27 protein-coding genes are annotated in these 26,776 nt (G+C 69.8%); 15 read left to right on the plus strand and 12 right to left on the minus strand.

The window, feature by feature from the left end; translation table 11 throughout:
• Nucleotides 1-92: 92 nt before the first annotated feature.
• Together JAN5088_RS10720 and JAN5088_RS10725 are read left to right on the plus strand one after the other, a co-directional pair.
• Complete coding sequence (locus JAN5088_RS10720; RefSeq protein WP_055682809.1) at nucleotides 93-557, plus strand: pyridoxamine 5'-phosphate oxidase family protein; 465 nt, start codon at nucleotides 93-95, stop codon at nucleotides 555-557.
• Nucleotides 554-1,039, plus strand: coding sequence for a YdcF family protein (locus JAN5088_RS10725; protein ID WP_055682810.1), 486 nt, complete (start codon nucleotides 554-556; stop codon nucleotides 1,037-1,039). The genes JAN5088_RS10720 and JAN5088_RS10725 overlap by 4 nt, the downstream gene beginning before the upstream one ends.
• Here the strand turns inward: JAN5088_RS10725 and JAN5088_RS10730 are convergent.
• The 3 genes from JAN5088_RS10730 to JAN5088_RS10740 form a co-directional block, all read right to left on the minus strand.
• Nucleotides 1,011-3,308, minus strand: a complete 2,298-nt coding sequence (locus JAN5088_RS10730; RefSeq protein WP_055682811.1) for a glycosyl hydrolase family 28-related protein — start codon at nucleotides 3,306-3,308, stop codon at nucleotides 1,011-1,013. The genes JAN5088_RS10725 and JAN5088_RS10730 overlap by 29 nt on opposite strands.
• 155 nt (nucleotides 3,309-3,463) lie before the next feature.
• Nucleotides 3,464-3,859 (minus strand): DUF4864 domain-containing protein, encoded by a 396-nt coding sequence (locus JAN5088_RS10735; protein WP_055682812.1) that lies wholly within the window; start codon nucleotides 3,857-3,859, stop codon nucleotides 3,464-3,466.
• A 45-nt stretch (nucleotides 3,860-3,904) separates the two neighbouring features.
• A complete protein-coding gene (locus JAN5088_RS10740; protein ID WP_055682813.1) occupies nucleotides 3,905-5,479 on the minus strand; it encodes a lysine--tRNA ligase in 1,575 nt (524 codons plus the stop codon).
• Between the two features lie 90 nt (nucleotides 5,480-5,569).
• On the opposite strand from JAN5088_RS10740, the gene JAN5088_RS10745 reads away from it, so the two are divergent.
• From JAN5088_RS10745 to JAN5088_RS10755, 3 genes are all read left to right on the plus strand, one after another.
• Entirely contained in the window at nucleotides 5,570-5,986 is a 417-nt protein-coding gene (locus JAN5088_RS10745; protein WP_055682814.1) for a tellurite resistance TerB family protein, read from the plus strand.
• A gap of 191 nt (nucleotides 5,987-6,177) precedes the next feature.
• Nucleotides 6,178-7,242, plus strand: a complete 1,065-nt coding sequence (locus tag JAN5088_RS10750) for a type III polyketide synthase (RefSeq protein ID WP_055682815.1) — start codon at nucleotides 6,178-6,180, stop codon at nucleotides 7,240-7,242.
• Entirely contained in the window at nucleotides 7,239-7,724 is a 486-nt protein-coding gene (locus JAN5088_RS10755) for an isoprenylcysteine carboxyl methyltransferase family protein (protein WP_055682816.1), read from the plus strand. The genes JAN5088_RS10750 and JAN5088_RS10755 overlap by 4 nt, the downstream gene beginning before the upstream one ends.
• Nucleotides 7,725-7,733: 9 nt before the next feature.
• Here JAN5088_RS10755 and trpS read toward each other — a convergent pair whose 3' ends face one another.
• Complete coding sequence (gene trpS, locus JAN5088_RS10760) at nucleotides 7,734-8,759, minus strand: tryptophan--tRNA ligase (RefSeq protein ID WP_055682817.1); 1,026 nt, start codon at nucleotides 8,757-8,759, stop codon at nucleotides 7,734-7,736.
• A 79-nt stretch (nucleotides 8,760-8,838) separates the two neighbouring features.
• Here trpS and JAN5088_RS10765 point away from each other — a divergent pair, with 79 nt between their 5' ends.
• Entirely contained in the window at nucleotides 8,839-9,549 is a 711-nt protein-coding gene (locus JAN5088_RS10765) for a rhomboid family intramembrane serine protease (RefSeq protein ID WP_055682818.1), read from the plus strand.
• Here JAN5088_RS10765 and murJ read toward each other — a convergent pair.
• Genes murJ through JAN5088_RS10785 form a run of 4 tightly spaced genes read right to left on the minus strand, consistent with a single transcriptional unit; the run spans nucleotide 9,540 to nucleotide 15,771 of the window.
• Nucleotides 9,540-11,120, minus strand: coding sequence for a murein biosynthesis integral membrane protein MurJ (gene murJ, locus JAN5088_RS10770; protein WP_055682819.1), 1,581 nt, complete (start codon nucleotides 11,118-11,120; stop codon nucleotides 9,540-9,542). The genes JAN5088_RS10765 and murJ overlap by 10 nt on opposite strands.
• 28 nt (nucleotides 11,121-11,148) lie before the next feature.
• Nucleotides 11,149-11,781, minus strand: coding sequence for an imm11 family protein (locus JAN5088_RS10775; RefSeq protein ID WP_055682820.1), 633 nt, complete (start codon nucleotides 11,779-11,781; stop codon nucleotides 11,149-11,151).
• A gap of 8 nt (nucleotides 11,782-11,789) precedes the next feature.
• Entirely contained in the window at nucleotides 11,790-14,552 is a 2,763-nt protein-coding gene (locus JAN5088_RS10780) for a [protein-PII] uridylyltransferase (protein WP_055682821.1), read from the minus strand.
• 22 nt (nucleotides 14,553-14,574) lie between these two features.
• Nucleotides 14,575-15,771 carry a penicillin-binding protein activator gene (locus JAN5088_RS10785; protein WP_055682822.1) on the minus strand — a complete coding sequence of 399 codons (1,197 nt, stop codon included), beginning with the start codon at nucleotides 15,769-15,771 and terminating at the stop codon, nucleotides 14,575-14,577.
• A gap of 104 nt (nucleotides 15,772-15,875) precedes the next feature.
• On the opposite strand from JAN5088_RS10785, the gene rsmI reads away from it, so the two are divergent.
• The 3 genes from rsmI (at nucleotide 15,876) to gshB (ending at nucleotide 18,106) form a co-directional block, all read left to right on the plus strand.
• Nucleotides 15,876-16,730 (plus strand): 16S rRNA (cytidine(1402)-2'-O)-methyltransferase, encoded by an 855-nt coding sequence (rsmI, locus tag JAN5088_RS10790; protein ID WP_055682823.1) that lies wholly within the window; start codon nucleotides 15,876-15,878, stop codon nucleotides 16,728-16,730.
• The gene (locus JAN5088_RS10795; protein WP_055682824.1) at nucleotides 16,727-17,080 is read left to right on the plus strand and encodes a YraN family protein; all 354 of its coding nucleotides are present in this window, start codon (nucleotides 16,727-16,729) and stop codon (nucleotides 17,078-17,080) included. Before rsmI ends, JAN5088_RS10795 begins: the two co-directional genes overlap by 4 nt.
• Before the next feature lie 72 nt (nucleotides 17,081-17,152).
• Entirely contained in the window at nucleotides 17,153-18,106 is a 954-nt protein-coding gene (gshB, locus tag JAN5088_RS10800) for a glutathione synthase (RefSeq protein WP_082429948.1), read from the plus strand.
• Nucleotides 18,107-18,113: 7 nt separating this feature from the next.
• Here the strand turns inward: gshB and JAN5088_RS10805 are convergent, their stop codons facing one another.
• From JAN5088_RS10805 to JAN5088_RS10820, 4 genes are all read right to left on the minus strand, one after another.
• On the minus strand, nucleotides 18,114-19,622 hold the full coding sequence (locus tag JAN5088_RS10805) for a YifB family Mg chelatase-like AAA ATPase (protein WP_055682825.1): 1,509 nt from the start codon (nucleotides 19,620-19,622) through the stop codon (nucleotides 18,114-18,116).
• 69 nt (nucleotides 19,623-19,691) lie between these two features.
• Nucleotides 19,692-20,387: a glutathione S-transferase gene (locus JAN5088_RS10810; RefSeq protein ID WP_074962459.1), complete on the minus strand. Its 696-nt coding sequence runs from the start codon at nucleotides 20,385-20,387 to the stop codon at nucleotides 19,692-19,694.
• 57 nt (nucleotides 20,388-20,444) lie between these two features.
• Nucleotides 20,445-21,002 (minus strand): histidine phosphatase family protein, encoded by a 558-nt coding sequence (locus tag JAN5088_RS10815; RefSeq protein WP_055682826.1) that lies wholly within the window; start codon nucleotides 21,000-21,002, stop codon nucleotides 20,445-20,447.
• Entirely contained in the window at nucleotides 20,999-21,508 is a 510-nt protein-coding gene (locus tag JAN5088_RS10820) for a bifunctional adenosylcobinamide kinase/adenosylcobinamide-phosphate guanylyltransferase (protein WP_055682827.1), read from the minus strand. Before JAN5088_RS10820 ends, JAN5088_RS10815 begins: the two co-directional genes overlap by 4 nt.
• Nucleotides 21,509-21,608: 100 nt before the next feature.
• Between JAN5088_RS10820 and JAN5088_RS10825 the strand changes: the two genes are divergently transcribed.
• The 6 genes from JAN5088_RS10825 to JAN5088_RS10850 are packed head-to-tail and all read left to right on the plus strand — an operon-like array spanning nucleotide 21,609 to nucleotide 26,771.
• The gene (locus tag JAN5088_RS10825) at nucleotides 21,609-22,487 is read left to right on the plus strand and encodes an RNA polymerase factor sigma-32 (RefSeq protein ID WP_055683322.1); all 879 of its coding nucleotides are present in this window, start codon (nucleotides 21,609-21,611) and stop codon (nucleotides 22,485-22,487) included.
• Entirely contained in the window at nucleotides 22,484-23,200 is a 717-nt protein-coding gene (locus JAN5088_RS10830; RefSeq protein WP_233489765.1) for a ChaN family lipoprotein, read from the plus strand. The genes JAN5088_RS10825 and JAN5088_RS10830 overlap by 4 nt, the downstream gene beginning before the upstream one ends.
• A 42-nt stretch (nucleotides 23,201-23,242) precedes the next feature.
• Entirely contained in the window at nucleotides 23,243-24,436 is a 1,194-nt protein-coding gene (gene coaBC / locus JAN5088_RS10835) for a bifunctional phosphopantothenoylcysteine decarboxylase/phosphopantothenate--cysteine ligase CoaBC (RefSeq protein WP_055682828.1), read from the plus strand.
• Complete coding sequence (gene dut, locus JAN5088_RS10840) at nucleotides 24,433-24,885, plus strand: dUTP diphosphatase (RefSeq protein ID WP_055682829.1); 453 nt, start codon at nucleotides 24,433-24,435, stop codon at nucleotides 24,883-24,885. The genes coaBC and dut overlap by 4 nt, the downstream gene beginning before the upstream one ends.
• Entirely contained in the window at nucleotides 24,882-25,931 is a 1,050-nt protein-coding gene (locus JAN5088_RS10845) for a HesA/MoeB/ThiF family protein (protein ID WP_055682830.1), read from the plus strand. Before dut ends, JAN5088_RS10845 begins: the two co-directional genes overlap by 4 nt.
• A gap of 60 nt (nucleotides 25,932-25,991) precedes the next feature.
• A complete protein-coding gene (locus JAN5088_RS10850; protein ID WP_055682831.1) occupies nucleotides 25,992-26,771 on the plus strand; it encodes a transporter substrate-binding domain-containing protein in 780 nt (259 codons plus the stop codon).
• Nucleotides 26,772-26,776 lie beyond the last annotated feature (5 nt).

Consider the following 26,776-nt stretch of genomic DNA (forward strand, 5'->3'; position numbering starts at 1 on the left):
CCCTCGCCGTCCCGGCGGCGACGATAGGGGTGCGGGACAGCGGCGTCCAGAACGCCTTGCGGCGGACCGGCGCCGCGGGGGATACCCTGCGAATGACCGACACCCACCGACCCTCCGACGACGATGCCCGCGCGCTGGCCGACGCCCTGCTGCGTGGCGCGACACACGGCGCGCTCGGCACGCTCGACGGCGGGGCGCCCATGGTCACGCGGGCGGGGGTGCTCTGGCTGACAGGGCAGGGGGTGGGGATGCTGCTGTCGGACCTCTCCGACCACGCCCGCGCCCTCCGCATCGACCCCGCCGCATCGCTGCTTGTGGGTGAGGCCGGACCCCGCGGCGACCCGCTCACCCATCCGCGCCTCACGCTGGTCGGACGGGCCGTGCTTCTGGACAAGGCCTTCTGGCGCGACCGCTGGCTCGCCGCCCGGCCCAAGGCCGCGCTCTACTACGACTTCGCCGACTTCCACCTCTGGTGCCTGCGTCCCGACCGGGCGCTGCTCAATGCGGGCTTCGGCCGCGCGTATCGCCTTGCCCCTGCCGACTTGGGCCTTCCATGATCGTGGCGCTGGTGCTGGGGGCCGCCGTGCGCGCCGACGGCACGCCGTCGCCCACGCTCGACCTGCGGCTGCGCCATGCTGTCGACCTGTGGCGCAGGGGCCGCGTGCAGATGATCTGCACCACCGGCGGCCCCGGCCGCCACGGCCCTCCCGAAGGCGCCGTGGCGCGCGACCTGGCCCTCTCGCTGGGCGTCCCCGCGGCGGTCCTCCTGACCGAGATGCGCTCGACGAACACCGTCCAGAACCTCGCCTTCGCCCGCGCGCTCATTCCACCCCGCGCTTCGGTCATCCTCGTCTCGAACCGCTGGCACCTGCCGCGCGCCCTCGCGGCGGCCCGCCTGTTGGGACTGTCCGCCACCGCCTCCGGCCCCGTCGGCCGCCAGACCCCCGGCGCCGCGGCGGCGGCGATCCTGCGAGAGACCGCCGCCACCCCCTTGTCGCTCTGGCGCGCCTTCAGGTGGGCGCGTCGCAGCGGGCCGTGACGAAGACCCGGCCCTTCACGCTGTCGGACCAGTTGATCCGCACCGACTGGCGGCTGCCGCCGATCCGGCCCGTGGCATAGGGCATGGTCCAGACCTTGCCGTTGTCGCCCTTGCGGACCTGCCCGTCCGGCATAACCGCGGTCACGACCTTGGCCTCGCCCCGGAACGGCATGTAGGCGCTCAGGTCCACCTCCCAGGTCGAGGACGGCGTGTTGACCTGCACCGGAACCGTGATCGGGTTCTGGAACTGCTTCGCCACCGCCTGGAAGGTGTTGGAATGGACGTTCACGTCGGTGAACCGGCCGTAGTCCAGGTCCGCATGGGTGGTATCGACGAAATCCACCCGGTCCAGCGACTGCCCCCGGATCGTCTTGAAGTTGTTTCCGGTGACGGTCATCCCGTTGATCCAGTGATCCTTGCCGAAGGGCTTGATGTGCAACGGGCAATAGCTGCTGGGCACGTTGGACGAGAAGATGATGTTGCCGACGATCTGAAGCCCCCCGAAGGAAAACTCCGACAGGAAGTCCGGCGCGCCGTCATGCTCGTTCGTCCACTCCAGATAGCAGTTGTCGACATAGTTCGCGCTGAACACCGTCTTGGCCTGCGCCTCCGCGAACACGATGCCGGCGGTGCGCTGGCCCAGCGTGTCGTTGTCGCCCTGGAAGAAGTGGTTGCCCGTGATGATGTGGCCCGATCCACCCATCACCGCCCAGTGCTTGAACTTCACCGCACGGTTGTTGCGGATCTTCGTGTCGTTGGTGTTCACGTTGAACCCGATGGTGTGCCGCTCGGCCACGTCCTTCTGCTGCTCCGACGACAGGAACTGGCAGCGGTCGATCAGCATCCCCTGGCAGCCCGCCGCATGGCTGGTGATGCCCCGGTCCTTCGGTCCCGTGAAGTAGCAGTCCTTCACGTGGAAGATCAGGCCCGCCGGCGGCAGCAGGATGCCCGACGACCGGTCGGCCATCAGGAACTCGATGTCCTGCAGGGTGAACCGCAGCAACTGGTCGAACCCGCTGAAGTCGAGCGCGTATTTGAACCGGTCGAACGTATAGGTCTGCCGCGCCGGCGCCCCCCACAGCGCCACATTCAGCGTCAGCGTCTGGGTCGAGACGTTCTTCGCCGCCACATAGACCTCGCGCCCCACCCCCTTTGGGCCGCTGACGTGCGATCCCACCGCGATGCTCGCGATGTTGGCCACATTCGTCAGCTCGCGCGGGTTCGCCGGGTCGAAATCGCAGCTTCCCGTGACGCGGGTGGTGTCGAAGGCGGGCGTGTCGCGGATGTCGAGCTGGCCGTTCCGGATCGACCGCTGGTTGGCATAGGTGGTCTTGTCGTAGACCGCCGCCTGCACGTCGAGCGGCTCCGACAGCTCGACCCGGCGCCCCTTCAGGTCGAAGGTGTCGTGGTCGGTGAAGTTGAACAGCGCCTGGATGCCGCGCCGCAGCCCCTCCTCCTCGTTGCCGAAGGCCGCGGCATAGCTGTTGAGCTCGAAGTTCTTCACCAGGCTCAGACGCTTCGACCGCGGCATGACCACCCGGCCCTCGAAGCGCACCGGCGAATTGAAGGTGACGTGGTCGTCCAGCCGGAAGACCCCCTTCGATACCAGAACCGACCGTCCCTGCGCATCCGCGTCGGCCGCCGCAAAGGCCGCCGTGTCGTCGGTCGTCCCGTCGCCTTTGGCGCCATAGTCCCGCACGTCGACCCAGTCGAGCATGTCGCGCAGGAAGGCGCCGGTCACGTCCTCGACCTCGATGTCGTCGATGCGGACCACGCCGCCCTTCGGCCCCAGCAGGTCCAGACCCACGTGGGCATAGGCCGCCGACGCGTCCCAGGCCAGGTCCACGCCGCCCCGCTCCCCCGTCCCCAGGATCAGGCTGACCGTCTCGACCCGTCCATAGGCCGTAAGACCCGTCTCGGGCCCCGACGACCCCAGCCCGGAAATCACCGACCCGTCCGCGCGCACCGCTGTCGCCGCCGCCCGGACGCGCGGCAGGTTGCCCGACACCGCCTTGATCCGCACCGTCACGCGGTAATAGCAGCCGGGATAGATCGGCGTGTTGCCCATCCATCGGACCTTCTGCGTGCCGTCGGTCTTCGCCATCTCGACGCAGCTTCCGAAGTCCTGGTCCGCGGCCACGATGGCGGCGTTGCCCGATCCGGCGTAGGTGTCCGACCCGGCCAGACCGTCCTGTCGCGACCAGACGTTCAACCCGGCGGCGAACGCCGGGGGCGACAGGACCAGTCCTTCGGTGATTGCCTTGTTCATGTCTTGCCCTTCCGCAGTGTCCGAAACGAAAAGGACCGCCCCGCGGCGCTGGCCGGGACGGTCCTCGAAATGAAATCGCGAAGGTCATCCCTCGCTCATGGTCCCGACTCTCTGGTCGAGCAGTTAACGAATCGTAAATGGCGGAAAGGCGATCTTCAGGCTCCGAATTCGACCGCATCCAGCAGCCGGACACCCGCGATGCGCCAGCCGTCGGCCGTCTCGACCATCAGGTATTCCAGCCGGTGCAGGCGCCCCGCGGCGTCGGTGACGAGCACGTCCTGCCGCCAGTGCGGTCCCGCCTCGTCGGCGCCCAGGTACTCGACGCCCTCGGGCCGCCAGACCATCGGATAACCGCGCCGCACCATGGCGCCGAAGTCGTCGGACGTGCGGAACATCCGCCGGATGACCGGCGCGGCGAAGTCGAAGGCCGTCTCCACGTCGCCCGCCCGGAACGCCTCCATCTGTCCGCCGATCGCGCCCCGGATCGCGGCCGGATCGGCCCCCGCCGTCCCCGCCGCCATCATCGCCAGTGCCGCAAGCCAGCCCTTCATGCGCGTGCCTCCCTTGCGGGTCAGCTAGCGCGCCAGGAACGCCGATCAATCGGTGGCAAGATCTCCCGCCAGCGCCCGGTCGATCAGGTCGGCCGTCTCCTCCACGCCGTAGAGCGCGATGAACCCGCCGAAGCGCGGCCCCTGATCGGCGCCCAGCAGCACCTGGTAAAGCGCACGGAACCAGTCCCGCATCGGGTCGAACCGCTTGCGCCCCACGTCGTAGACCGCGCCCTGCAATGCCTCGTCGTCCGCCGGCCCCTCCCAGGCGCGCAGGCGGTCCCGCAGGTCCTCCAGGGCGTCGCGCTCGCCGGGTGTTGCCGAACGGTAAACCTTAACCGGTCTGACGAAATCTTCATAATACCGCACGGCCCCCTCCGCCGCGCGGTCCAGCTGCGGGTTTTCCTCGGGCGAAGCACCCGGCGCATAACGGTTGATGAACCCCCAGAGCTTGTCCTTGCTCTCCGCCCCCGACACCGAAGCGAGGTTCAGCAGCATGGAAAACGGCACCACCATGTCCGACGCCGGCACCTGCCCCGAATGGATGTGGAACACCGGGTTCGCCGCCTGCGCCGCCGCGTCCTGCTCGGGCCAGGCGCGCAACTGCTGGTGGTACTCGTCCACCGCCTTCGGGATCACGTCGAAATGCATCCGCTTGGCGGTCTTCGGCTTCTGATACATGAAATACGACAGCGATTCCGTCGCCGCATAGGTCAGCCATTCGTCGATCGACAGCCCGTTGCCCGACGACTTCGAGATCTTGTGCCCCTCCGCATCGAGGAACAGCTCATAGGTGAAATGCTCCGGCGGCCGCCTGCCCAGCACCTTGCAGATGCCGTCGTAGATCGGCGTGTTCGCCGCGTGGTCCTTGCCGTACATCTCGAAATCCACGCCCAACGCGGCCCAGCGGGCACCGAAGTCCGGCTTCCATTGCAGTTTCACCTGCCCGCCCGTCACCGGCAGGGTCCATTCCCGGCCGTCCGCATCGTCGAAGGTCACCGTGCCTTCGGCCGCATCCACATGCTTCATCGGCACGTAAAGGACGCGCCCCGTCTCCGGGTGGATCGGCAGGAAGATGGAATAGGTCTCGCGCCGCTCGTCGCGCAGCGATTTCAGCATGATCGCCATCAGGTCGTCATACCGCTCCGCCGCCAGCCGCAGCGTGTCGTCGAACCGGCCGGAGGCATAGAACTCGGTCGCCGAATAGAACTCGTACTCGAACCCGAAGGTATCGAGGAACCGCCGCAGCATCGCGTTGTTGTGCGCGCCGAAGCTCTCGTGCGTGCCGAAGGGATCGGGCACCGAGGTCAGCGGCTTTTGCAGATGCGCGCGCAGCCCCTCGGGGTCGGGCACGTTGTCGGGCACCTTCCGCATCCCGTCCAGATCGTCCGAGAAGCAGATCAGCCGCGTCGGTATGTCGCTGAGCACCTCGAACGCCCGCCGGATCATCGTCGTGCGCGCGACCTCGCCGAAGGTCCCGATGTGCGGCAGACCGCTCGGGCCATAGCCCGTTTCGAACAGGACATGGTCCTTGCCCTGTCCCTCCACCCGTTTCAGCAGGCGCCGGGCCTCCTCGAACGGCCAGGCCTTCGATGTCAGGGCGGCGTCGCGCAGGGTCGTCATGGCGGTGTCCTCGGGGGTTGAAGCGACCTTCCCCCTATTGCGGCGGCACCCCCCCGTCAATAAATCGGGCCCGACACAGGGGAGAGACGCATGACCGACGCCGCCTTCACCGCCCAGGACAGCCTCGTCGCCCTGATGATCACCGTCTCCGCCTCCGACGCGACCATCCGCACCTCCGAACTCCTGACGATCCAGGCAATCGTCAACCATCTGCCGATCTTCGCGGCCTTCGACCAGGACCGGCTGGAAGGCATCGCCCAGACCGTCTTCGACCTGCTGGAGGAGGAGGACGGCCTCGACGCCATCTTCGGCCTCGTCCGCGCCGCCCTTCCGGCCACGCACTACGAAACCGCCTATGCGCTCGCCTGCGACGTGGCCGCGGCCGACGGCAACGTGTTCCAGGCCGAACTCGAGCTTCTGCGCGAGATCCGCTACGAATTCGACATCGACCCCCTGCACGCCGCCGCCATCGAACGCGGCTCCCGCGCCCGTCACATGAAACTCTGACGCCCCCGGTTCCCGACGCCTGACCGCCGTGGCACTTTTGCTGCCGGCGCCATGGGGGTTCCGCACGCACCCGCCGCCGGGCAGCAACCGGAACCGCGTCGTCCTGCGCCGGTTGCCGCGGACCCACCCCAGCCTAGATCGACTGTTGGAACGGGGCCGGCGTCCGGGCCTCTGCCGCGGAAAGGTCCTGAATGCGCGTCTACCTTCACGGTCTCTCCACCGCGCTTCCCCCGCATATCCTCGACCAGTCCGACGTCCGCGCGCGGGCCGAGATGCTGTTCGGCGGCCGCTATCCGCAGTTCGACCGCCTTGCCCGGACGTTCGAGACGGCGGGCATCGTCAAACGCCACTCGGTCGTTCCCATCGACTGGTTCGCCCGGGATCACGGCTGGGCCGACCGCAACGCGGCCTTCCTCGACGGCGGCACGGCGCTTTTCATCGACGCCGCCCGGCGCGCGCTGGACGCTGCGGGCTGGACGGGCGCGGATGTGGATTGCGTCGTCACCGTCTGCTCCACCGGCATCGCCACCCCCTCGCTGGAGGCACGGGCCTTCACCGACATGGGGTTCCGCGACGACGTGATGCGCGTGCCCGTCTTCGGACTGGGCTGCGCCGGCGGCGTCTCGGGCCTGTCGCTCGCGCAGTCGCTGGCCGCGGCCCGGCCCGGCGCAAGGGTCCTCCTCGTGGTGGTCGAGACCTGCTCGCTGGCCTTCCGCACCGACCGGCTGCAAAAGGCCGACATCATTGCCACCGTCCTCTTCGGCGATGGCGCGGCGGCGGCCTGCCTGTCCACCGACCGGCCCGGCGGGAGCCCCGTGGTGACGCTCGGGCGGGGGCACCAGAAGATCTGGGCCGACACGCTCGACATCATGGGGTGGGAGGTGGACGGAACGGGTTTCGGCGTGATCTTCGACCGGGCCATCCCCGCCTTCGTCACCGCCGAATTCGCCGCCGCGACCGAAGGCGCGCTCAGGGCGGCGAACCTCGACCGGAACGAGGTCGCACGCTTCGTCTGTCACCCCGGTGGCGCCAAGGTGGTCGAGGCCATCGAATCCGCGCTGGACCTGACCGCCGGCGTGCTCGACGCCGAACGCGCGGTGCTGCGCGACGCGGGCAACATGTCGGCGCCCACGGTGATGTTCGTGATGAAGGCGGTGATCGACGCAGGCACCACGGGACAGATGGTCGGCTGCGCCCTCGGTCCGGGGTTCACTGCCGCCTTCCTGCCGTTCCACGTCGCGGCGGAGGCGCCGTGACCGCCGCTTTCCTTCTGTTCATCGTCCTGCAGCGTCTGGCCGAGCTTGCCCTCGCCCGTCGCAACACCGCCCGCCTTCTGGCCCGCGGTGCGCGGGAGGTGGGGGCCGCGCATTACCCCTTCATGGTGGCGATGCACGGCGCCTGGGTCGCCAGTCTCGTGATCTTCGGCCACGACGCCACAATCAGGCCCGGCTGGCTCGCCGTCTTCGCGCTGCTTCAGGTCCTGCGCGTCTGGATCATCGCCACCCTCGGCCCGCGCTGGACCACGCGCATCATCGTGGTGGATGAGCCGTTGGTCGTGCGCGGGCCCTTCCGCGTGGTGGCGCACCCGAACTATGCGCTGGTCGTGGCCGAGATCGCCGTCGCGCCGCTGGTCCTCGGGCTGACCTGGGTCGCGCTGGTGTTCTCGGCGCTCAACGCCGCGATGCTCTGGGTCCGCATCGGGGCGGAGAACGCGGCGCTGCGGCCGGGCGCGCGCTGAGGCACGTCGCTACCGCACCATGCCGACGATGTCGTAGGTCCGCTCCAGGATCGGCACGGTGATCTCCCGCGCCCGCTCGGCCCCGCGCGCCAGGATGCGGTCGATCTCGGCCGGGTCGCGCATCAGACGGGCCATCTCCGACGACACGGGCGACAGCTTCGCCACCGCGAGGTCGGCCAGATCCTGCTTGAAATGCCCGAACATCCGGCCCTCGTTCGCGGCCAGGACCTCGGCCACCGTGCGGTCCGACAGGCTGGCGCAGATGTTCACGAGGTTCCGCGCGTCCGGCCGCCCCTCCAGCCCCTCGGGCGTGCCGGGCAGGGGGTCGGGGTCGGTCTTGGCCTTGCGCAGCTTGCGCGCGATCGTGTCGGCGTCGTCGGTCAGGTTGATGCGCCCCGCGTCCACGGGGTCGGATTTCGACATCTTCCGCGTGCCGTCGCGCAGGCTCATCACCCGCGTCGCCGCGCCCTCGATCACCGGTTCGGTCATGGGGAAGAACTCCACGCCGTAGTCGTGGTTGAACTTGGCCGCGATGTCGCGCGTCAGTTCGATATGCTGCTTCTGGTCCTCGCCGACGGGCACATGCGTCGCGTGATAGATCAGGATGTCGGCGGCCATCAGGGCCGGATAGGCGAACAGGCCCAGCGACGCGCCCTCGGCATTGGCGCCCGACTTGTCCTTCCACTGCGTCATCCGCCCCATCCAGCCCATGCGCGCCACGCAGTTGAACACCCAGGCCAGTTGCGCGTGCTCCGGCACCTGGCTCTGGTTGATGAGGATGGATTTCTCCGGGTCGATCCCCGCGGCGATGAACCCCGCGCAAAGCTCCCGCGTGTTGCGGCGCAGGGCCGCCGGGTCCTGCGGCACGGTGATCGCGTGCAGGTCCACCATGCAGAACACCGTCTGATGCGTCCCCGCCTCCTGCATGTCGACGAAGCGGGTCATCGCGCCGAGATAGTTCCCCAGGTGCAGCCCCCCCGTCGGCTGGATGCCGGAAAACACGCGCGGGGCGAAGGCAGGCTGGGTCTGGGGCATCGGAAAGGCTCCGGCAGGGGTGGTCTTGGATCGGGCCATCGCTTAGCCACCGGGGCAATCCCCGTCAACGAGGCGCCCCATGATGGACCCCCGCAACCAGAGCCCCTTCAACACCCTGCCTCCCGTCGTGGTCTCGCTCGCCGTGGTCGTCATGGGGGTCGAGCTGATGTTCCAGGCCGGGTCCGCCGGCATCGTCGGGGGCGCGCAGGGCGTGGGCTGGCGTCTGACGGCGCTGCGCGACTGGGCGATCAGCGACGTGGTCTGGAACTGGATGGTCGCCAACCGGACGTTCCCGCCGATCGAAATGGCACGGTTCGTCGCCTATCCGCTGCTCCATGGCAGCATGACCCATGCGGTCTTCGTCGCGGTCTTCGTGCTGGCGCTGGGCAACGCCATCGCGCCGGTCTACCGCGGCGTGCGGGTGCTGGCGATCTTCTTCGGCGCGGCCGTCCTGGGCGCGCTCGGGTTCCTTCTGATGTTCGACACGCAGCAGCCGCTCTTCGGCGGCTATCCCGGCGCCTACGGCCTGATCGGGGCCTTCACCTACCTCACGCAGCGGGGGCTGACGCGTGCCGACCCGGCGCGGGCATTCCTCCTGATCGGGTTCCTGCTGGCGCTCCAGCCGATCTTCGCGGCGGCCACGCTGTTCGATCCGGGGCGGGGGTTCAGCCTTGCCTGGCTGCCCGACTGGATCGCCGACATGACGGGCGCGGCGGGCGGCTACGGCATCGCGGTGCTGCTGTTTCCGGGCATGATCGGCCACCTGCGCGACCGCCTGCGTCAGCGCTGACGCCGGACGGCCCCGCGGATCTCGGCCAGACGCACCGCGCCCAGCATCTGCGCCAGCCCGAAATAGACGGCCATCCCCGTCAGCACCAGGATCGCCAGCGCCAGCCCCCGCGACGGCCCGCCCAGCATCGGGCCCAGCACCTGTTCGGCCACCCACAGGACGCATCCCATCAGCACCGAGGCCACGGCGATGCGCCAGACACGGCCCCGCGCGCGGTCGTCGAGCAGCGCCACCTCACCCAGGCCGCGCACCCCGCGCGACAGAAGCCAGACCATCGCCCAGGCCGCCAGCGTCGTGCCGAGCGCCGCGGCAGGCCAGCCGATGAAGGGCGCAAGCCCCACCGCCGCGCCCGCGTTCACGATCAGCGACACCACCGCGTAGTTCAGCGGCCGGCGCGTATCCTCCCGCGCGAAATAGAGGGGTTGCAGCACCTTCTGCAGGACGAAGGCCGGCAGGCCCAGCGCATAGATCATCAGCGCCAGCGCCGTCGCCGCCGTGTCGTCGGCCTGAAAGGCGCCCCGCTGGAACAGCACCGACACCAGCGACTGCGGCACCGCCAGCAGCGCCACGGCCGACGGCAGCGTCAGGAGGAACGAGAACTCGAACGCGCGGGAATAGGCGTCGCGCTGGCCGGCGGTGTCGCCCGCGCGCACCCGGCGCGACAGGTCGGGCAGAAGCACCACGCCGATGGCGATGCCCACCACGCCCAGCGGCAGTTGATAGAGCCGGTCGGCATAGTTGAGCCAGCCGATCGCCCCCTCGAAATAGCTGGCGACCTGACGGCCCACCAGCAGGTTCACCTGCACCACGCCGCCGGCCAGCGCGGCAGGCGCCGCGATGACCAGCAGGCGCTTCAGGTCGGTCGTCATATGCGGCCGCCGCCGGGGCCAGAGCCTGTGCCCCGCCCGCGCCGCCGCCCACCAGACCAGCCCCAGCTGCGCCATGCCGCCCAGCGGCACCGACCAGACCAGCGCCCGCGCGACCGTCCGCGCCTCGGTCGGCGCGCCGAGCCAGTGCCAGAGGTCGGGACGCAGCCAGACCGCGACCATGCCGGTGATGAACACGATGTTGAGGAGCGCAGGCGCGGCGGCGGCGGCGAGGAAGCGGTGGTTGGAATTGAGCACCCCCGACACCAGTGCGGCCAGCGAGATGAGCAGGATGTAGGGAAAGGCGATGCGGCCGTAGATCACGGCAAGCCCGAACCGTTCGTCGTCCGCGAACCCGCTCGCCATGGCCAGCACGAGGCCGGGCATGAAGACGATGCCCGCCACGGTGAACAGGGTCAGGACAAGCACCATCCCCGCCACCGCATCGCGCGCGAAGGCGTCGGCCTCCTCCGCGTCGGCCTCCAGCTTTTTCGCGTAGAGCGGCACGAAGGCCATGTTGAACGCGCCTTCGGCGAAGAACCGGCGGAACATGTTGGGCAGCGAGAAGGCCACGAAGAACGCCTCCGCCGCCGCCCCGGTGCCGAGGAACCGCGCGATCAGGATGTCGCGCGCGAAACCCAGCACGCGCGACACCAGCGTCCAGCCACCGACGGTGAGAAAGCCCTTGATCAGACGAGGGGGCATGGGGCGTACCGATCTGGCAGAAGGAATGTCATTTCGTCTCGACGTCGGCGAGGTTGGTCGCGCGGTAGGACGGGAAGAACTTTACTCCCGCCTCTTTCAGCGCCGCGACAGAGGCGTCCGAGCCAAGACGGCTGCCTTCAAATCGAGCCTCCCGCCAGAAATGAATATCAGGGAAGAGGCGCTTGGTATCGACGACGACGTCTTTGGTGGTTGAGTTGACCCAGAACGAGCAGAGGGTGTCGGGAAAGTCATCGTTTGCGAGGACGCGCGACTTCTCGACGACGATGGAACTCTGCCGCACGGTCACGTTCACTATGAACCATGGCCCTTCGATCTCGACACCGCGCTTGGTGCGCAGAGGAACTTCGAAGAACTGATGAAGACCGGGGTCGAACCGCTCGATCACGTCCCTCGCGCGGCCGGAGACGACGAGGATGCCATGCCAGCCCGTGAACGCATCAGGCCAGGTCTTGCGCGGCTTGTCCGCGACGAGCACCTTGGGCAATTCCTCGGGTACCGATCTCCGAGCACCATCACGCCAGGCACTGACAGCCCGAACCCCCTCTTCGCCCCGGGCAGGGTTCATGAAGCGCTCGTTCCGTTCCGGCGTTTCGACCGGGATCTGCACCTTGCCAGGCTGCATGTCGAAGACGTGGACCATCGGACCCCTCACACTCCGGCCCGTTCCGCCGCGCGGGTGATCGCCGCGCGCAGCTTTTTCTCCAGCGCGTCCTGCTTGGCCTTGGACATCAGCTTCAGGCCGAACAGGTCCTTGACGTAGAAGCTGTCGACGACCTGCTCGCCGAAGGTCGCGATGACGGCCTGCGCGATCGAGATGTTGGATTGCGCCAGCGCCTGCGTCAGGTCGTAGAGCAGGCCGGGGCGGTCGCGGGTGTCGACCTCGATGATGGTGTAGATGTCCGACCCCTCGTTGTCGAAGCTGATGTTGGTGGGCACCTGGAACCGCCTCTCGCGCTTCTTGATCTCCTGGCCTTCCAGCGCGTCGTGGGTGGCGACCTCCCCGCGCAGGATGCGGTCGATCATCCGGCGCAGGCGCGGCAGGCGGTCGGGCGCATAGGGATGGCCCTCGGCGTCCTGCAGCCAGAAGGCGCTGGTCGCATGGCCGTCCTTGGTGGTGTAGGTCCGCGCGTCCACGATGTTGGCCCCCACCAGCGACAGCGCCCCCGCCAGCCGCGAGAAGATGCCCGGATGGTCCTGGCAGGTCATCAGCACGCGGGTGGCGTCGCGGTCGGGGTCGGCCTCCAGATCGACGCGGATCTCGCCTTCGGGCAGCCCTTCGAGCATCTGCGCGAACCGGACCTGCGCCGCCGTGGGGATGCCCTGCCAATAGGGGCCGTAGTGGCGCCCGATCTCGGCGCGCAGCCGCGCCTCGGGCCAGTCGGCCATGCGTTCGCGGAACAGCTTCTTGGCCTTGGCCTCGCGCGTCTCGCGGTTGACGTCCTCCAGCCCGTTCTCCAGCGCCGCGGCGGTGGCGCGGTGCAGGTCGCGCAGCAGTTGCGCCTTCCAGTTGTTCCACACGCCCGGCCCCACGCCGCGGATGTCGCAGACCGTCACCACCGTCAGCAGGTCGAGCCGTTCGCGCGTCTTCACCGCCTTGGCGAAATCGCGCACCGTGCGCGGGTCGGCGATGTCGCGCTTCTGCGCCATGTCGGACATCAGCAGGTGATGGCGCACCAGCCATTCCACCGTCTCGGCCTCGCGTGGCCTCAGCCCCAGGCGCGGCGCCACGGTGCGTGCGATGCGCGCCCCCAGGATCGAATGATCCTCCGGCCGGCCCTTGCCGATGTCATGGAGCAGCAGCGCCACATAGAGAACGCGCCGGTTCACCCCCTTCTGCAGGATGCCCGAACAGAGCGGCAGGCTCTCCTCCAGCTCCCCCCGCTCGATCTGGGCGAGGTTCGAGATCACCTGGATCGTGTGTTCGTCCACCGTGTAGGAATGATACATGTTGAACTGCATCATCGCGACGATCGGCCCGAATTCGGGGATGAAGGCCGACAGGACCTCCAGCTCGTTCATGCGGCGCAGCGCGCGCTCGGGGTTGCCGTATTTCAGCAGCAGGTTGAGAAACAGCTTCGCGGCCGCCGGATCCTCGCGCAGGTCGCGGTCGATCAGGTGCCTGTTGGCGGCCATCAGGCGCATCGCATGGGGGTGCAGGAACAGGCCCGTCCGCAGCGCCTCGCCGAAGATGCCGAGCTGGTTGATGGGCTGGGCGAGGAACGTCGCGTCGTCGGCCACGTCGAGCCTGCCCTGGCGCTCGACGTAGGGCGCGCGCACCCGACGCCGGCGCTTGAACAGGCCCAGGAGCGCGGGTTCCCGCTTGATGTTGTCGGCCTCCAGCGCGACCATCAGGATGCGCGTCAACTCGCCCACCCGCGTCGCGTGGCGGAAGTAGTCCTGCATGAAATGCTCGACCGCGCGCCGCCCGGCATGGTCGCGGTAGCCCATGGCGTTGGCCACATCGACCTGCATGTCGAAGGTCAGGTGATCGACGGCCCGCCCGGCGATCAGGTGCAGGTGGCAGCGCACGCACCAGAGGAACCGCTCCGCCGCCTCGAAGGCCTCGAACTCGGCACCGGTGAAGACGCCCAGCGGCACAAGCTCCGTGGTCTCCTGCACGCGGTAGCGGTACTTGGCGATCCAGTAGAGCGCCTGAAGGTCGCGCAGGCCGCCCTTGGCCTCCTTGACGTTGGGCTCCAGGATATAGCGCTGGCCGCCCTGCTTGATGTGCCGCTCGTCGCGCTCGGCCAGCTTGGCCTCGATGAAATCGGGCACGGTCTTGCGGAACAGGTCGGACCAGAGCCGGGTGTCGAGCGTTTCGGCAAGCCGCGCGTCGCCGCAGATGAGCCGCCGCTCCAGCAGCGCGGTGCGGATGGTGTAGTCCTCCGCCGCCAGCCGCAGGCAGTCCTTCACCGCGCGGGTCGAATGGCCCACCTTCAGCTTCAGGTCCCAGAGGATGTAGAGCATCGATTCGACGACCGACTCGACCCAGGGCGAGACCTTCCATGGCGTCAGGAACATCAGGTCGACGTCGGAGAACGGCGCCATCTCGCCCCGGCCATAGCCGCCGACGCCCATCACGGCCAGGTGCTCGGCCTCGGTGGGGATGGGGTTGGGGTGCAGCACCCGCGTCGCCACCAGCCAGGCGCATTGCACCAGACGGTCGGTCAGATGGGCATAGGAATGGGTGACGCGACGGGCGCGGGTGGGGTCGTCGGCGAAGCCCCGGCGGATCGCCTCGCGCCCCTGGGTGCGCGCCTCCGACAGGATCGCGACGGCGGCCCGCCGCCGGTCGGCCGGATCGGAGGTGGCGCAGGCCGTCGACAGCGCGGCCAGCACGGCCGCATCGTCGAAGATCGCGCCCGGGGGCGCGATCAGCGGATCGGCCGTCGCGGCCGGGAGGTCCTGTATCTGGAAGGTCGGGGCCGGCGTCTTACGACCCGGCGCCGCCGAAGCTGTTGGGGGCAGGGCTGACCACCTGTATCTGACGGTTCACGATCTGGGCTACCGCGAGCGCCCGGTCGTTCGTGCCGTCGCCGCGCAGCCGGAATACACCGCCCGTCCCGGCAAAGCCAGCGTTCGCCGTCAGCGTCCCGCGCCCCACGGTCCGGCCACCCTTGGAGATCGCCCCGATCGCGGCCATCCCGTCATAGGCGAGGTTCGCCAGCGGATGCGGCTGCGCGCCATAGGCCGCGGCGTAGCGCTGCCGGAACTGCGCCATCGGGCCGGGGCTGGGCAGGGTGAAATAGCCGCCCTGCAGGCCCGGAAGCTGCAACGCCTCCGACGGGATGTCCCAGCGGGTGAGGCCGAGATAGCGGAACTGCTCGCCGCCCACGCCCGCCTCGGTCAGGAACTGCGAGATGACGGGCAGGTCGCCCGAGGTGTTGCCGGTGAGGAAGATCGCGTTGGAATTGGTCTCCCGCGCCCGCGCGGCGATGCCGGGGGCGGCGGCCTGGATGCCCTGCTGGCTGAGCTCATAGGGCATGGAGCCGGTGATCTGCGCGCCCGTGCCGCGCGCGGCGCTGACGACGGCCTGGTTGGCGATCTGGCCGGTGCTGTCGTTGGAATGGGTCACGAGGACGCGGTTGCGCCCCTGCGTCGCGGCATAGCCCAGCACCCGGCGGGCCGTGTTCTCGAAGGTGTTGCCCAGCACCCAGACATTGCCGCCGGCCACCGATGTGTTGTTCGAGAAGCTCAGGACCGGCACGTTCGACCCGCTGGCCGCCACGCCCGCCGCCGCCGTGTTCTCGGCATAGAGCGGGCCGAGGATGACCTGCGCGCCCTCGGCCGCGGCCTTGGTGGCCGCCGCCGCGGCACCCGTGGTCGTGCCCTGCGTGGGATAGACCTCCAGCGTGACGACGCCTTCGCCAAGGTCGCTCGCCGCCAAGCGGGCCGCGTTCTCGAGGCTGCGCGCGACCTCGGCATCCGTGCCGCGCGACGAGCCGTAGGGCACCAGCAGGGCCACCTTGGTCGGGCCGCTGCCACCGACGCCCGACCCGCCGCTGCCGCCGGTCAGGGGGGCCGCGACGTTGCAGGCGGCCAGCGCCGCCGTGGCGACGGCCAGCGTCGCGACCTTGCGCAGCCTGCCGGTGAATGAGACGAAGGCTGTGCGAAGACGGCGCCTGGACATGGACTGGACTCCCCCGGATACGGCCCCGTTGCGGGCCCCTGATCTGGCGCGACGCTAATGCGGCGGTCGGGTCGAGTAAACGGCGGAACCGGAGGGGAGGAGAAATGGCGGAGATCGGCAGGATCGAGCCGGGCCTGCACCTGGTGGCCGTGCCCATCGGGACGGCCCGCGACATCACGCTGCGCGCGCTCGACATCCTGGGCGCCGCCGACGTCCTGGCCGCCGAGGACACGCGATCCCTGCGCCGCCTGATGGAGATCCACGGCATCGCGCTGGGCGACCGGCCGCTCGTTCCCTATCACGACCACAACGGCCCCGCCGCCCGGCCCCGCCTGATGGCCGCGCTGCGGGAGGGCCGGTCGGTCGCCTATTGCTCTGAGGCCGGCACGCCGCTGATCGCCGATCCGGGGTTCCAGCTCGGCGCCGAGGCGCGGGCGGCCGGCGTCCCGGTGCGCGCGGCGCCGGGTGCGAGCGCGGTGCTGGCGGCGCTTTGCGTGGGCGGGCTGCCGACGGACCGGTTCTTCTTCGCGGGCTTCCTGCCCCCGAAAAGCGCCGCCCGGGCGCAGGCCCTGCGCGATCTGGCGCAGGTGCCCGGCACGCTGGTCATCTACGAATCGCCCAAGCGGCTGGGCGCCATGCTGCGCGACGCGGCCGCCGTCCTGGGCCCGCGGAACGCCGCCGTTTGCCGCGAGCTGACCAAGAAGTTCGAGGAGGTGCGGCGCGGCACGCTCGACGCGCTGGCCGGGCAGTATGGCGACGAGACGCCGAAAGGCGAAATCGTCGTCCTGATCGACCGCGCCGCGCCCGCGGTCGCCGACGAAGCCACCCTGCGCGCGGCCCTCGGCGAGGCGCTGCAGAGCGAATCGGTAAAATCCGCGGTGAAACGCGTTAGCGAAATCCACGGCGTTCCGCGTAAGCTGGTCTACGACCTGGCACTGGCGATGAAGGACGGGGGATGAGCGGTTCGGTTTCCTATCATGCGGGTCTTGCCGCCGAGGACAGCGTGGCCCGCCACTACGGCGACACCGGGCGGGCTGTCGTCGCGCGGCGCTGGCGCGGCAAGGGGGGCGAGATCGACGTGATCGCCCGCGACGGCGACGACACCATCTTCGTCGAGGTCAAGAAAAGCGGCAGCCACGGCGCCGCCGCGCTGCGTCTGGGCCAGCGGCAGGTCCGGCGCCTGATGGATTGCGCGGGCGAATACATGGGCACGCTGCCAGGGGGGCTGCTCAGCCCCGTGCGCTTCGACGTGGCGCTGGTGGACGGGTCCGGCCGGATCGAGATCATCGAGAACGCCATCGCCTGCTGAGGGCGCGCGCATTGTCACCGCGCGGCGCCTGCGCCATCTAGGGTCTGACCGCAGTTGCCGAGGACCGCACCGATGCCTGCCATGAAATCCCTTCGGGTCGGGTTCCAGATGGACCCGGTCGACACCGTCGATATCGACGCCGACAGCACCTTCCGCATCGCGCTGGAGGCGCAGGACCGGGGCCATTCCCTCGTCTACTGGACGCCGGACCATCTCGCCTATGTCGAGGGGCGGGTCGTCGCACGCGGGCAGGCGATGACGCTGCGCCGGGAGCGGGGCAATCACGTCACCCTGGGCGAGATGCACGACATCGACCTGTCGGATCTGGACGTGGTCTGGCTGCGGCAGGACCCGCCGTTCGACATGGCCTATATAACCAATACGCATCTTCTGGACCGCGTGCACCCCGACACGCTGGTGGTCAACGACCCGACCTGGGTGCGCGGCTGGCCGGAAAAGCTGATGGTGCTGGATTTTCCCGACCTCACGCCGCCCACCGTCGTGTCGCGCGACCTGGAGCGGCTCAAGGCGTTCAAGGCGCGGCACGGCGACGTGATCCTGAAGCCGCTCTACGGCAACGGGGGCGCGGGGGTGTTCCGGCTGACGCCCGACGACCGCAACCTCAACTCGCTGCACGAGGTGTTTTCCGTCATCAACCGCGAGCCGCTGGTGATGCAGAAGTTCCTGCCCGCCGTGGCGAAGGGCGACAAGCGCGTCATCCTGATCGACGGGGAGCCGGTGGGCGCGATCAACCGCGTCCCGGCCGAGGGCGAGACGCGGTCGAACATGCACGTCGGTGGCCGCCCCGAGAAGGTGGCGCTGACCGACCGCGACCGCGAGATCTGCGCCGCCATCGGCCCCCGCCTGCGCGACGCGGGGCAGATCTTCGTGGGCATCGACGTGATCGGTGACTGGCTGACCGAGATCAACGTGACCTCGCCCACCGGCCTTCAGGAGCTGGAGCGGTTCGACGGCGTGGACGCCAGCGCGCTCATCTGGGAGGCGATCGAGAGGCGCCGGGGCTGACCGCCGCTCAGCAGTCCGACACCAGCCGGTAGGACAGCGCCTCCGCGATATGCGGGCGACGGACGAGGTCGGAGCCGTCGAGGTCGGCGATGGTGCGCGCGACCTTGAGCACGCGGTGATAGCCCCGCGCCGACAGGCGGAAGCGGTCGGTGGCGCGCAGCAGGATGTCCTGCCCCTCGGCGTCCGTGCCCGCCACCTCCATCAGCCGGTCGCCCGAGACGTCGGCGTTCACGGTCACGTCGGGCATGTCCGCATAGCGCGCCGACTGGATGTCGCGGGCGGCAGCGACGCGGGCGGCAACGACATCGGACGTATCGCCCGACGGCGGCAGGGCCAGGTCCGACACTTCCACCGCCGGAACCTCCAGCCGCAGGTCGAAGCGGTCCATCAGCGGCCCGCTGATCTTGCCCATGTAATCTTCGCCGCAAGCTGGCGCGCGGGTACAGGCGCGGTCGGCGTCGAACAGCATTCCGCAGCGGCACGGGTTCGCGGCCGCCACAAGAAGGAACCGGCAGGGATAGCGGACGTGGGCGTTTGCCCGCGCGATCGTGACCTCGCCCGTCTCGATGGGCTGGCGCAGGGTCTCGAGGACGGCGCGGGGGAACTCGGGAAACTCGTCCATGAACAGGACCCCGTTGTGCGCCAGGCTGATCTGCCCCGGCCCCGCCCGTTTGCCGCCCCCCGCGATGGCCGCGACCGAAGCCGTGTGATGGGGCTGCTGGAACGGGCGGCGGTGCAGGATGCCGCCTTCGTCGAGCGTGCCGGCAAGCGAGTGGATCATCGAGGTGTCGAGCGATTCGCGTGCCGAGAGCGGCGGCAGCAGCCCGGGCAGACGCGCGGCCAACATCGACTTGCCCGCGCCGGGCGGGCCGACCATGAACAGGTGGTGCCGGCCGGCCGCGGCAATTTCCAGTGCGCGTTTTGCCCGGTCCTGCCCCCGGACGTCGCGCAGGCAGGGGGCGGTCGCGTCGGCGGCGATGCGACCCGCGACGGCTTCGGGCAGGGGGCGGTTGCCGGTCAGGTGGTCCATCAGCGCCTTGAGCGACGGTGCCCCGTGGACCGAGGCCGCGCCGACCCAGGCGGCCTCCGCCCCGCAGGCTTCGGGGCAGAACAGCGTCGCGTCGAGTTCCGCCGCCGTCATCGCGGCAGGCAGCGCCCCCACGACCGCGACGAGCGCCCCGTCGAGCGACATCTCCCCGATGCTGACCGCGCGGGCGACCTTGTCGGCGGGAACGAGCTCCAGCGCGGCCAGAAGGGACAGTGCGATGGGCAGGTCGAAATGCGCGCCCTCCTTGGGCAAATCGGCAGGCGACAGGTTCACCGTCACCTTTCGGGCAGGCAGCGCGATGCCCAGTTCCGACAGGGCGGTGCGGATGCGGTCGCGCGCCTCGGACACGGCCTTGTCGGGCAGGCCCACGATGGAGAAGCCGGGCAGGCCGGGCGAGACCGCGCATTGCACGTCGACGGGCCGGGCCTCCAACCCCTCGAAGGCCACCGTGTAGGTGCGTGCCAGCATGTCCGTTCCCCGCGCGTTCGGGGATGGTTAACGGTCGAGTGGTTTAGGAAAGGTTAAGACCGTGAAGCCTCAATGGTCGTCCGGCGCAGGCATCGGGAAGGCCGAAGTCGGCAGCGCCCGGTCGTAGTTCGCGAGCGTCCGGTCCGTCGCCTCGCCCTCGGCCCGCCAGCGGCGCAGGGGCGCATGGTCCAGATGGGCGTCGACATAGGCGCGGCCCGCGTCCGACACCGGCAGGCCGTAGCCCGCGATCCGCATGGCGACCGGGGCGAAGAAGGCATCGACCGCGCCGTAGGGGCCGAACAGCCAGGGCCCGCCCGTGGCCATGTCCCGCGCCGCCGACCAGAGCGCATCGATCCGGGCCAGATCGGCCAGGACCGCCTCCGACGGCTCGAACCCTTCCCATTTCACGCGCAGGTTCATGGGGCAGTCGGTCCGCAGATCGCGGAAGGCGGAGTGCATCTCGCAGGCCATCGACCGGGCCAAGGCGCGGGCGCGGGGCGGCGCAGGCCAGTGTCCGGCCTCCGGGTGGCGCTCGGCCAGACCCTCGGCGATGGCCAGGCTGTCGTGCCACTGCGCGCCATCCGCCGCCCGCGCCGTGGGGACCGTGCGCGCCGGCGCCCAGTCGCGCAGCGTCCGCGCGAAGGCCGGGTCGCGCATCGGGTTCAGGTGGACGCGCACCGGGATGTCGAAGGCCGCGAACAGAAGCCAGCCGCGCAGGCTCCACGAAGAATAGGATCGGTCGCCGATCAGCAGGTCATAGGTCATGGCAGTGGGCTAACACTCCGCCCCGTCACGGCAAAGTGACATTCCGCGATGACGCCGTCACGGACGGCGATTGGCGAAGACGGGGACAGGGCCGTCCGCGGTCAGGTCGATGCGCGTCAGGCTGAGCGGGTCGATCCGCTGGGCCAGCGCGGCATGGGGGACCTGGCCGGTCGCGCGGGCCCATTGGGTCAGGATCACCCCCATATGCGCCACCACGATCAGGTCGCCGCCCCCGGCCAGCCGGTCCAGTGCCGCCCGCACCCGCGCCGCCACGTCGTTCCAGGATTCGCCGCCCGGCGCGCGTCGGTCGCCCGGGTCGTCGAAATAGAGCCTGAGCGCCGGGCTGTCGATCGCGTCGAAGGAGCGATTGTCCCAGTCGCCGTAGTCGAACTCCCGCAAGGCGCGCTCATGGGGCAGGCGGGTGCGGTCGCCGGCGATGGCCGTGGCGGTGTCGACCGCGCGGATCAGGTCGCTGCTGACCACCGGCGCATGCGGCAGCGCGGCCGACAGGCGCGACAGGGCGGCGGTGTCCGACAGGTCGGCGGGCAGGTCGGTGTGGCCCACCATGGCTTTCGCGTGCGTGGGGCCGTGCCGGACCAGCCAGAGGCGCGTCATTTCAGCCGCTGCGGCAGGCCCGCCGTCACCAGCACAACGCGGTCGGCGGCCGCCGCGAGCCGCTGGTTCAGCGTCCCCTGCGCCTGCTGGAAGGCCCGGGCCAGGGCGTTGTCGGGGGTCACGCCGCCGCCCACGTCGTTCGAGACGACGACGAAACGGCCCGGCGCGTCGGCCATGGCCCGCATCCAGGCGCCGGCGGCGGCGGACCAGTCGGCGTCGCGCAGCATCAGGTTGGTCAGCCACATCGTCGCGCAGTCGACCAGCACGCTGCCGGTGCGCCCGGCGCAGGCGCGGACCATGTCGAACGGCTCCTCCACCAGCGTCCATTCGGGGCCGCGCCGGGCGGCATGGGCCGCGATCCGGGCGTGCATCTCGCCGTCGCGCCCCTCCGCGGTGGCGACATAGGTGAGCGGCCCGCCGAGGCGTTCCGCCTCCCCCTCGGCCCAGAGCGACTTGCCCGAAGCGGCATGCCCGAGGACGAGCATGAGGGGGGTGGATTTCGACATGGCTCGGGAACCCTTTGTGATCCAGGGGCGTAGGATGCCCGTAACTGCTTTCAATGGCTCGAAGGCGAGTCAGACAGATGATCGTTGGGGAATGTTCGATATGGCTCTCGATTTCAACGCTGACATGTCTCTTTCCCGCCGGGCTATGAAGGCGGAACTTCTGGACGCGGAGACGGAACTGAAGCTCGCTTACGCTTGGCGGGACGAGCGGTGCGAGGAGAGCCTGCACCGGCTCATCACCGCCTATATGCGATTGGCGATTTCCATGGCCGCGAAGTTCCGGCGCTACGGCGCGCCCATGAACGACCTGATCCAGGAGGCCGGGCTGGGCCTGATGAAGGCCGCCGAGAAGTTCGATCCCGACCGGGGTGTGCGCTTCTCGACCTATGCCGTCTGGTGGATCAAGGCGTCGATCCAGGATTACGTCATGCGCAACTGGTCCATGGTCCGCACAGGGTCCACCAGCAGCCAGAAGTCGCTGTTCTTCAACCTGCGCCGCGTGCAGGCCCGGTTGGAGCGCGAGGCGGCCGCCAACGGCGAGATCCTCGACCGGCAGACCATGCGCGAGAAGATCGCCACCGAGGTCGGCGTGCCCCTGCGCGACGTCGAGATGATGGAGGGGCGGCTGTCGGGGTCTGATTTCAGTCTGAACGCCACGCAATCCTCGGACGAGGAGGGGCGCGAATGGATCGATGCCCTGCAGGACGACGGCGAGCAGGCCGAGGAACTCGTGACGCTGAAGCACGATGCCGCGATGATGCGCGAATGGTTGCTGTCGGCGCTGTCGTCGCTCAATGACCGGGAACGGTTCATCGTCCGCGAGCGCAAGCTGCGCGAAGACCCCCGGACGCTGGAGTCGCTGGGGACCGAACTGTCGCTGTCGAAGGAGCGGGTCCGGCAACTGGAAGCCGCCGCTTTCGCCAAGATGCGGAAATCGCTTGAGAAGCAGAGCGTCGAGGTGATGGGTTTCCTCGCTTGAGGCCTATCCTCGTCTGGCTTCTCCTGACCCTTCCGGCGGGCGCGCAGACATTGCCGCCCGCCGATGTCTATGTGCTGGGCGAGGTTCACGACAACCCCACCCACCACGCCGTGCAGGCGCGTCTGGTGGCCGGGATCGACCCCGCCGCCGTCGTCTTCGAGATGCTGACGCAGGATCAGGCGGGTCGCATCGCCCCCGACACCCCCCGCGACGCCGACACGCTGGATGCGCTGCTCGACTGGTCGGGCGGGGGCTGGCCGGACATGGCGATGTATGCGCCGATCATGGCGGCGAGCGACGCGCCGATCCTGGGTGCCGCGGGGCCTGCGGGCGAGCTGGGCGCCTACGGGTTGGAGGGGCCATTGCCCCCCGAACAGCAGGCCGGGCGCGAAGCCCTGCAACAGGCGGCCCATTGCGGCGCGCTGCCCGATGATGCCCTGCTTCGGTTCGTCGCGCGCCAGCGGGCGATGGACGCGCGATTCGCGGCCCACGTGCTGCGCGCCCTGAAAGACCATGGTCCGCCCGTCGTCCTGATCGCGGGCAACGGCCATGCGCGCGCCGACTGGGGCGTGCCGGCGGCCATCGCCCGCGTCCGGCCCGACCTGCGCGTCGTCTCGGTCGTGCAGGGCGAGGGGGAGGAGATGCCGCCGGCGGACGTGATCCTGCATGCGCCTGCCCCGGAACGGGGCGACCCCTGTGTGGCCTTCCGCTGAGGCGGCGGCTGACCTAAACAAGGGTGGATTGGGGGCGCGGCCATGCTGAGCGACAAGAAGATCCTGCTGATCGTGGGCGGCGGCATCGCCGCCTTCCGCGCGCTGGAACTGATCCGACGGCTGCGGGAGCGGGGGGCGTCGGTCACGCCCGTGCTGACGCGGGCGGCGGAGCAGTTCGTGACCCCCCTGTCGGTTTCCGCCCTGTCGGCGAGCAAGGTCTACCGCGATCTGTTCGACCTGACCGACGAGGCCGAGATGGGCCATATCGAGTTGAGCCGCGCTGCCGACCTGATCGTCGTGGCGCCTGCGACGGCGAACCTGATGGCGCGGATGGCGCAGGGGCAGGCGGACGATCTGGCGACGACGCTGCTTCTGGCCACGGACACGCCGGTGATGATCGCGCCCGCGATGAACGTGCGGATGTGGGAGCATCCGGCGACGCAGCGCAACCTTGCCGTGCTGCGCGGCGACGGCATCCTGATCGTCGGCCCGGAGGAGGGCGCGATGGCCTGCGGCGAGTTCGGACCCGGGCGGCTGACCGAGGTGCCGGACATCCTGGCGGCGATCGAGGCGCATTTCGCGGACGGTCCTCTGGCCGGGCGGCACATCCTGGTGACGTCGGGCCCCACGCATGAGCCCATCGACCCCGTCCGCCACATCGCCAACAAGTCGTCGGGCGCGCAGGGAACGGCCATCGCCGCCGCGTTGCGCGACCTGGGCGCGCGCGTCACCTTCGTCACCGGCCCGGCCGAGGTGCCGCCGCCCGCGGGGGTCGCGGTCGTCCGCGTGACCACGGCGCGGCAGATGGCGGATGCCGTGCAGACGGCATTGCCGGCCGATGCGGCCGTCATGGCCGCCGCCGTGGCCGACTGGCGCGTCGCCAATGCAAGTGCCACCAAGATGAAGAAGGACGGCAGCGGGGCGGCGCCCACGCTGGAGTTCGCGCTGAACCCCGACATCCTCGCCACCGTGTCGCAGGGGGCGGACCGCCCCGGCCTGGTCGTGGGCTTCGCGGCCGAGACCAATGACGTCGTGGCCCATGCGACCGCCAAGCGCACGCGCAAGGGCTGCGACTGGATCGTCGCGAACGACGTGTCGCCCGCCACAGGCATCATGGGGGGTGCCGAGAATGCCGTCACCCTCATCACCGGGGCGGGAGTCGAGGAATGGCCGCGCCTCAGCAAGGTCGAGACGGCCCGACGTCTCGCAGCCAAGATAGCGGAGACCCTCGCATGAGCGTCCTTATCCACGTCAACCGTACCCACGATGCCGATCCCGACCTGCCGCTGCCGTCCTACAAGACGCCGGGCGCGGCGGGTGCCGACCTGCGCGCCGACACCGGGGGGCGGACGGTCACGATCCGGCCGGGGCACCGGGCGCTGATCTCGACGGGGCTGCGGATCGCGCTGCCCGACGGCTACGAGATGCAGATCCGGCCGCGGTCGGGGCTGGCATTGAAGCACGGCCTCACGTTGGCCAATTCGCCCGGCACCATCGACAGCGATTATCGCGGGCCGGTGCAGGTGCTGCTGCTCAACCTGGGCGACGCGCCCTTCGACGTGACCCACGGCATGCGGATCGCGCAGGGCGTCGTCGCCCCCGTGGTGCAGGCCCGCTGGGAGATCGCGGAGGAGTTGTCGGGGACGGACCGGGGCGGCAACGGGTTCGGATCGACCGGCGCATGATCCTCGTCCTGATCCTCGCGGCCGGGATCTGGGGGTTGGGGATCTGGCTGAAGGCACCGATACAGGCGCGGCTGCTGATGCTGGCGCTGCTCTATGTGGCTGTGCTGTTCGCGCTGATCGCGTTGCCGGCGGGCCATCCCCTGCGCGAGAGCCTCGGCGGCGGGCCGGGCGAATGGCTGGTGCTGGGCGGTCTCGTCGCGCTGGTCCTGGCCTACCGCGAGGGGCTGCTGCGGGTGCGAGACCGGGCGCGGCGGGTCGAGGCGGAGCGCAAGGCCGATACCGCGCCCGCGGGCCCGTTCTCGCAGGTGGAGCTGGAGCGTTACGCCCGCCATATCGTCCTGCGCGAGGTGGGGGGTGCGGGGCAGAAGCGTCTCAAGGATGCGAAGGTGCTGGTGATCGGGGCCGGGGGCCTCGGCTCTCCGGTCCTGCTTTACCTCGCGGCCGCCGGGGTGGGGACGCTGGGCGTGATCGACGACGACACGGTGTCGCTGTCGAACCTTCAGCGGCAGATCGTGCACACCGACGCGCGGGGCGACCGGCCCAAGGTGTTCTCGGCCGAAGCCGCCGTCCACGACCTGAACCCCCATGTCGCCTTCCGCCCCTACAACCGCCGCCTCACGCCGAAGATCGCGCCGGAGCTGTTCGGCGACTACGACCTGATCGTCGACGGATCGGACAGCTTTTCCACCCGCGCCATGGTCAACGCCGCCGCGGTGGCCACGGGCAAGCCCCTGATCGCCGGCGCGATCACCCAGTGGGAGGGGCAGGTGACGATCTACGACCCCGCGGGCGGCGCGCCCTGCATGGCCTGCCTGTTTCCCGAGGCCCCGGCGGAGGGTCTGGCGCCGAGTTGCGCGGAGGCGGGCGTCATCGGCGCGCTTCCCGGCATCGTCGGCAGCATCATGGCGCTGGAGGCGATCAAGGAGATCACCGGCGCGGGCACGGTGCTGCGCGGGACGATGCTGCTTTGGGACGGGCTGGATGCCGACGCGCGTCGGGTGCGCGTGGCACGGCGGCCCGACTGCCCCGTCTGCAGCGACGTCTGACGGGTTGCGCCGGGCGCCGCTCCGGTGCTTGATCGACGCACCAACAGGAGGGTTCCGCCCATGAAGCTGCTTGCCGTCACCCTGGCGCTGTTCGCCGCCCCCGCCCTGGCCGCCGACCTGCCCGACTTGGGCGGCCGAACCGTCACCATCGCCACCGAGGACGCCTATCCGCCCCTTCAGTTCAAGGAGACGGGAACGGGCAAGTCCATCGGCTGGGAATACGATGCCGTGGCCGAGATGGCCGAGCGCCTGAACTTTGTCCCCGAGTACGAGAGCATCAGTTGGGACGCGATGATGCCTGCCGTGTCCGAGGGCCAGATGGACATGGGCATGACCGGCATCACCATCCGCGACGACCGGCGCGAAGCGGTGGATTTCTCAGACCCCTACATGCGGTCCGAGATGGTCATGCTGGTGCGCGGCGACGAGGCGGGGTTCTCCGACGCCGCGAGCTTCGCCGCCGACGAAGACCTGCTGATGGCGGCGCAGCCGGGCACGACGCCCTTCTACGTCGGCGTCTATGAGGTGCTGGACGGCGACGAGGCCAACCCCCGCATCAAGCTGTTCGAGACGTTCGGCGCGACGGTGCAGGCGCTGCGGGCCGGCGACGTCGACATGGTGCTGACGGACGGGACGGCGGGGCAGGGCTATGTCGATGCCTCGGACGGCGCGCTCAAGATCATCGGGGAGCCCTTGGGGTCGGAGGATTTCGGCTTCATCTTTCCCAAGGGGTCAGACCTGGTCGGCCCCGTGAATGCCGCCATCGCCGGGATGCGCGCCGACGGCACGCTGGAGGCGCTGAACACCAAGTGGTTCCTCGACTTCAAGGTCGGCGGCTGACCGGC

The sequence above is a fragment of the Jannaschia rubra genome (genome assembly GCF_001403735.1).
Classification (GTDB): domain Bacteria; phylum Pseudomonadota; class Alphaproteobacteria; order Rhodobacterales; family Rhodobacteraceae; genus Jannaschia; species Jannaschia rubra.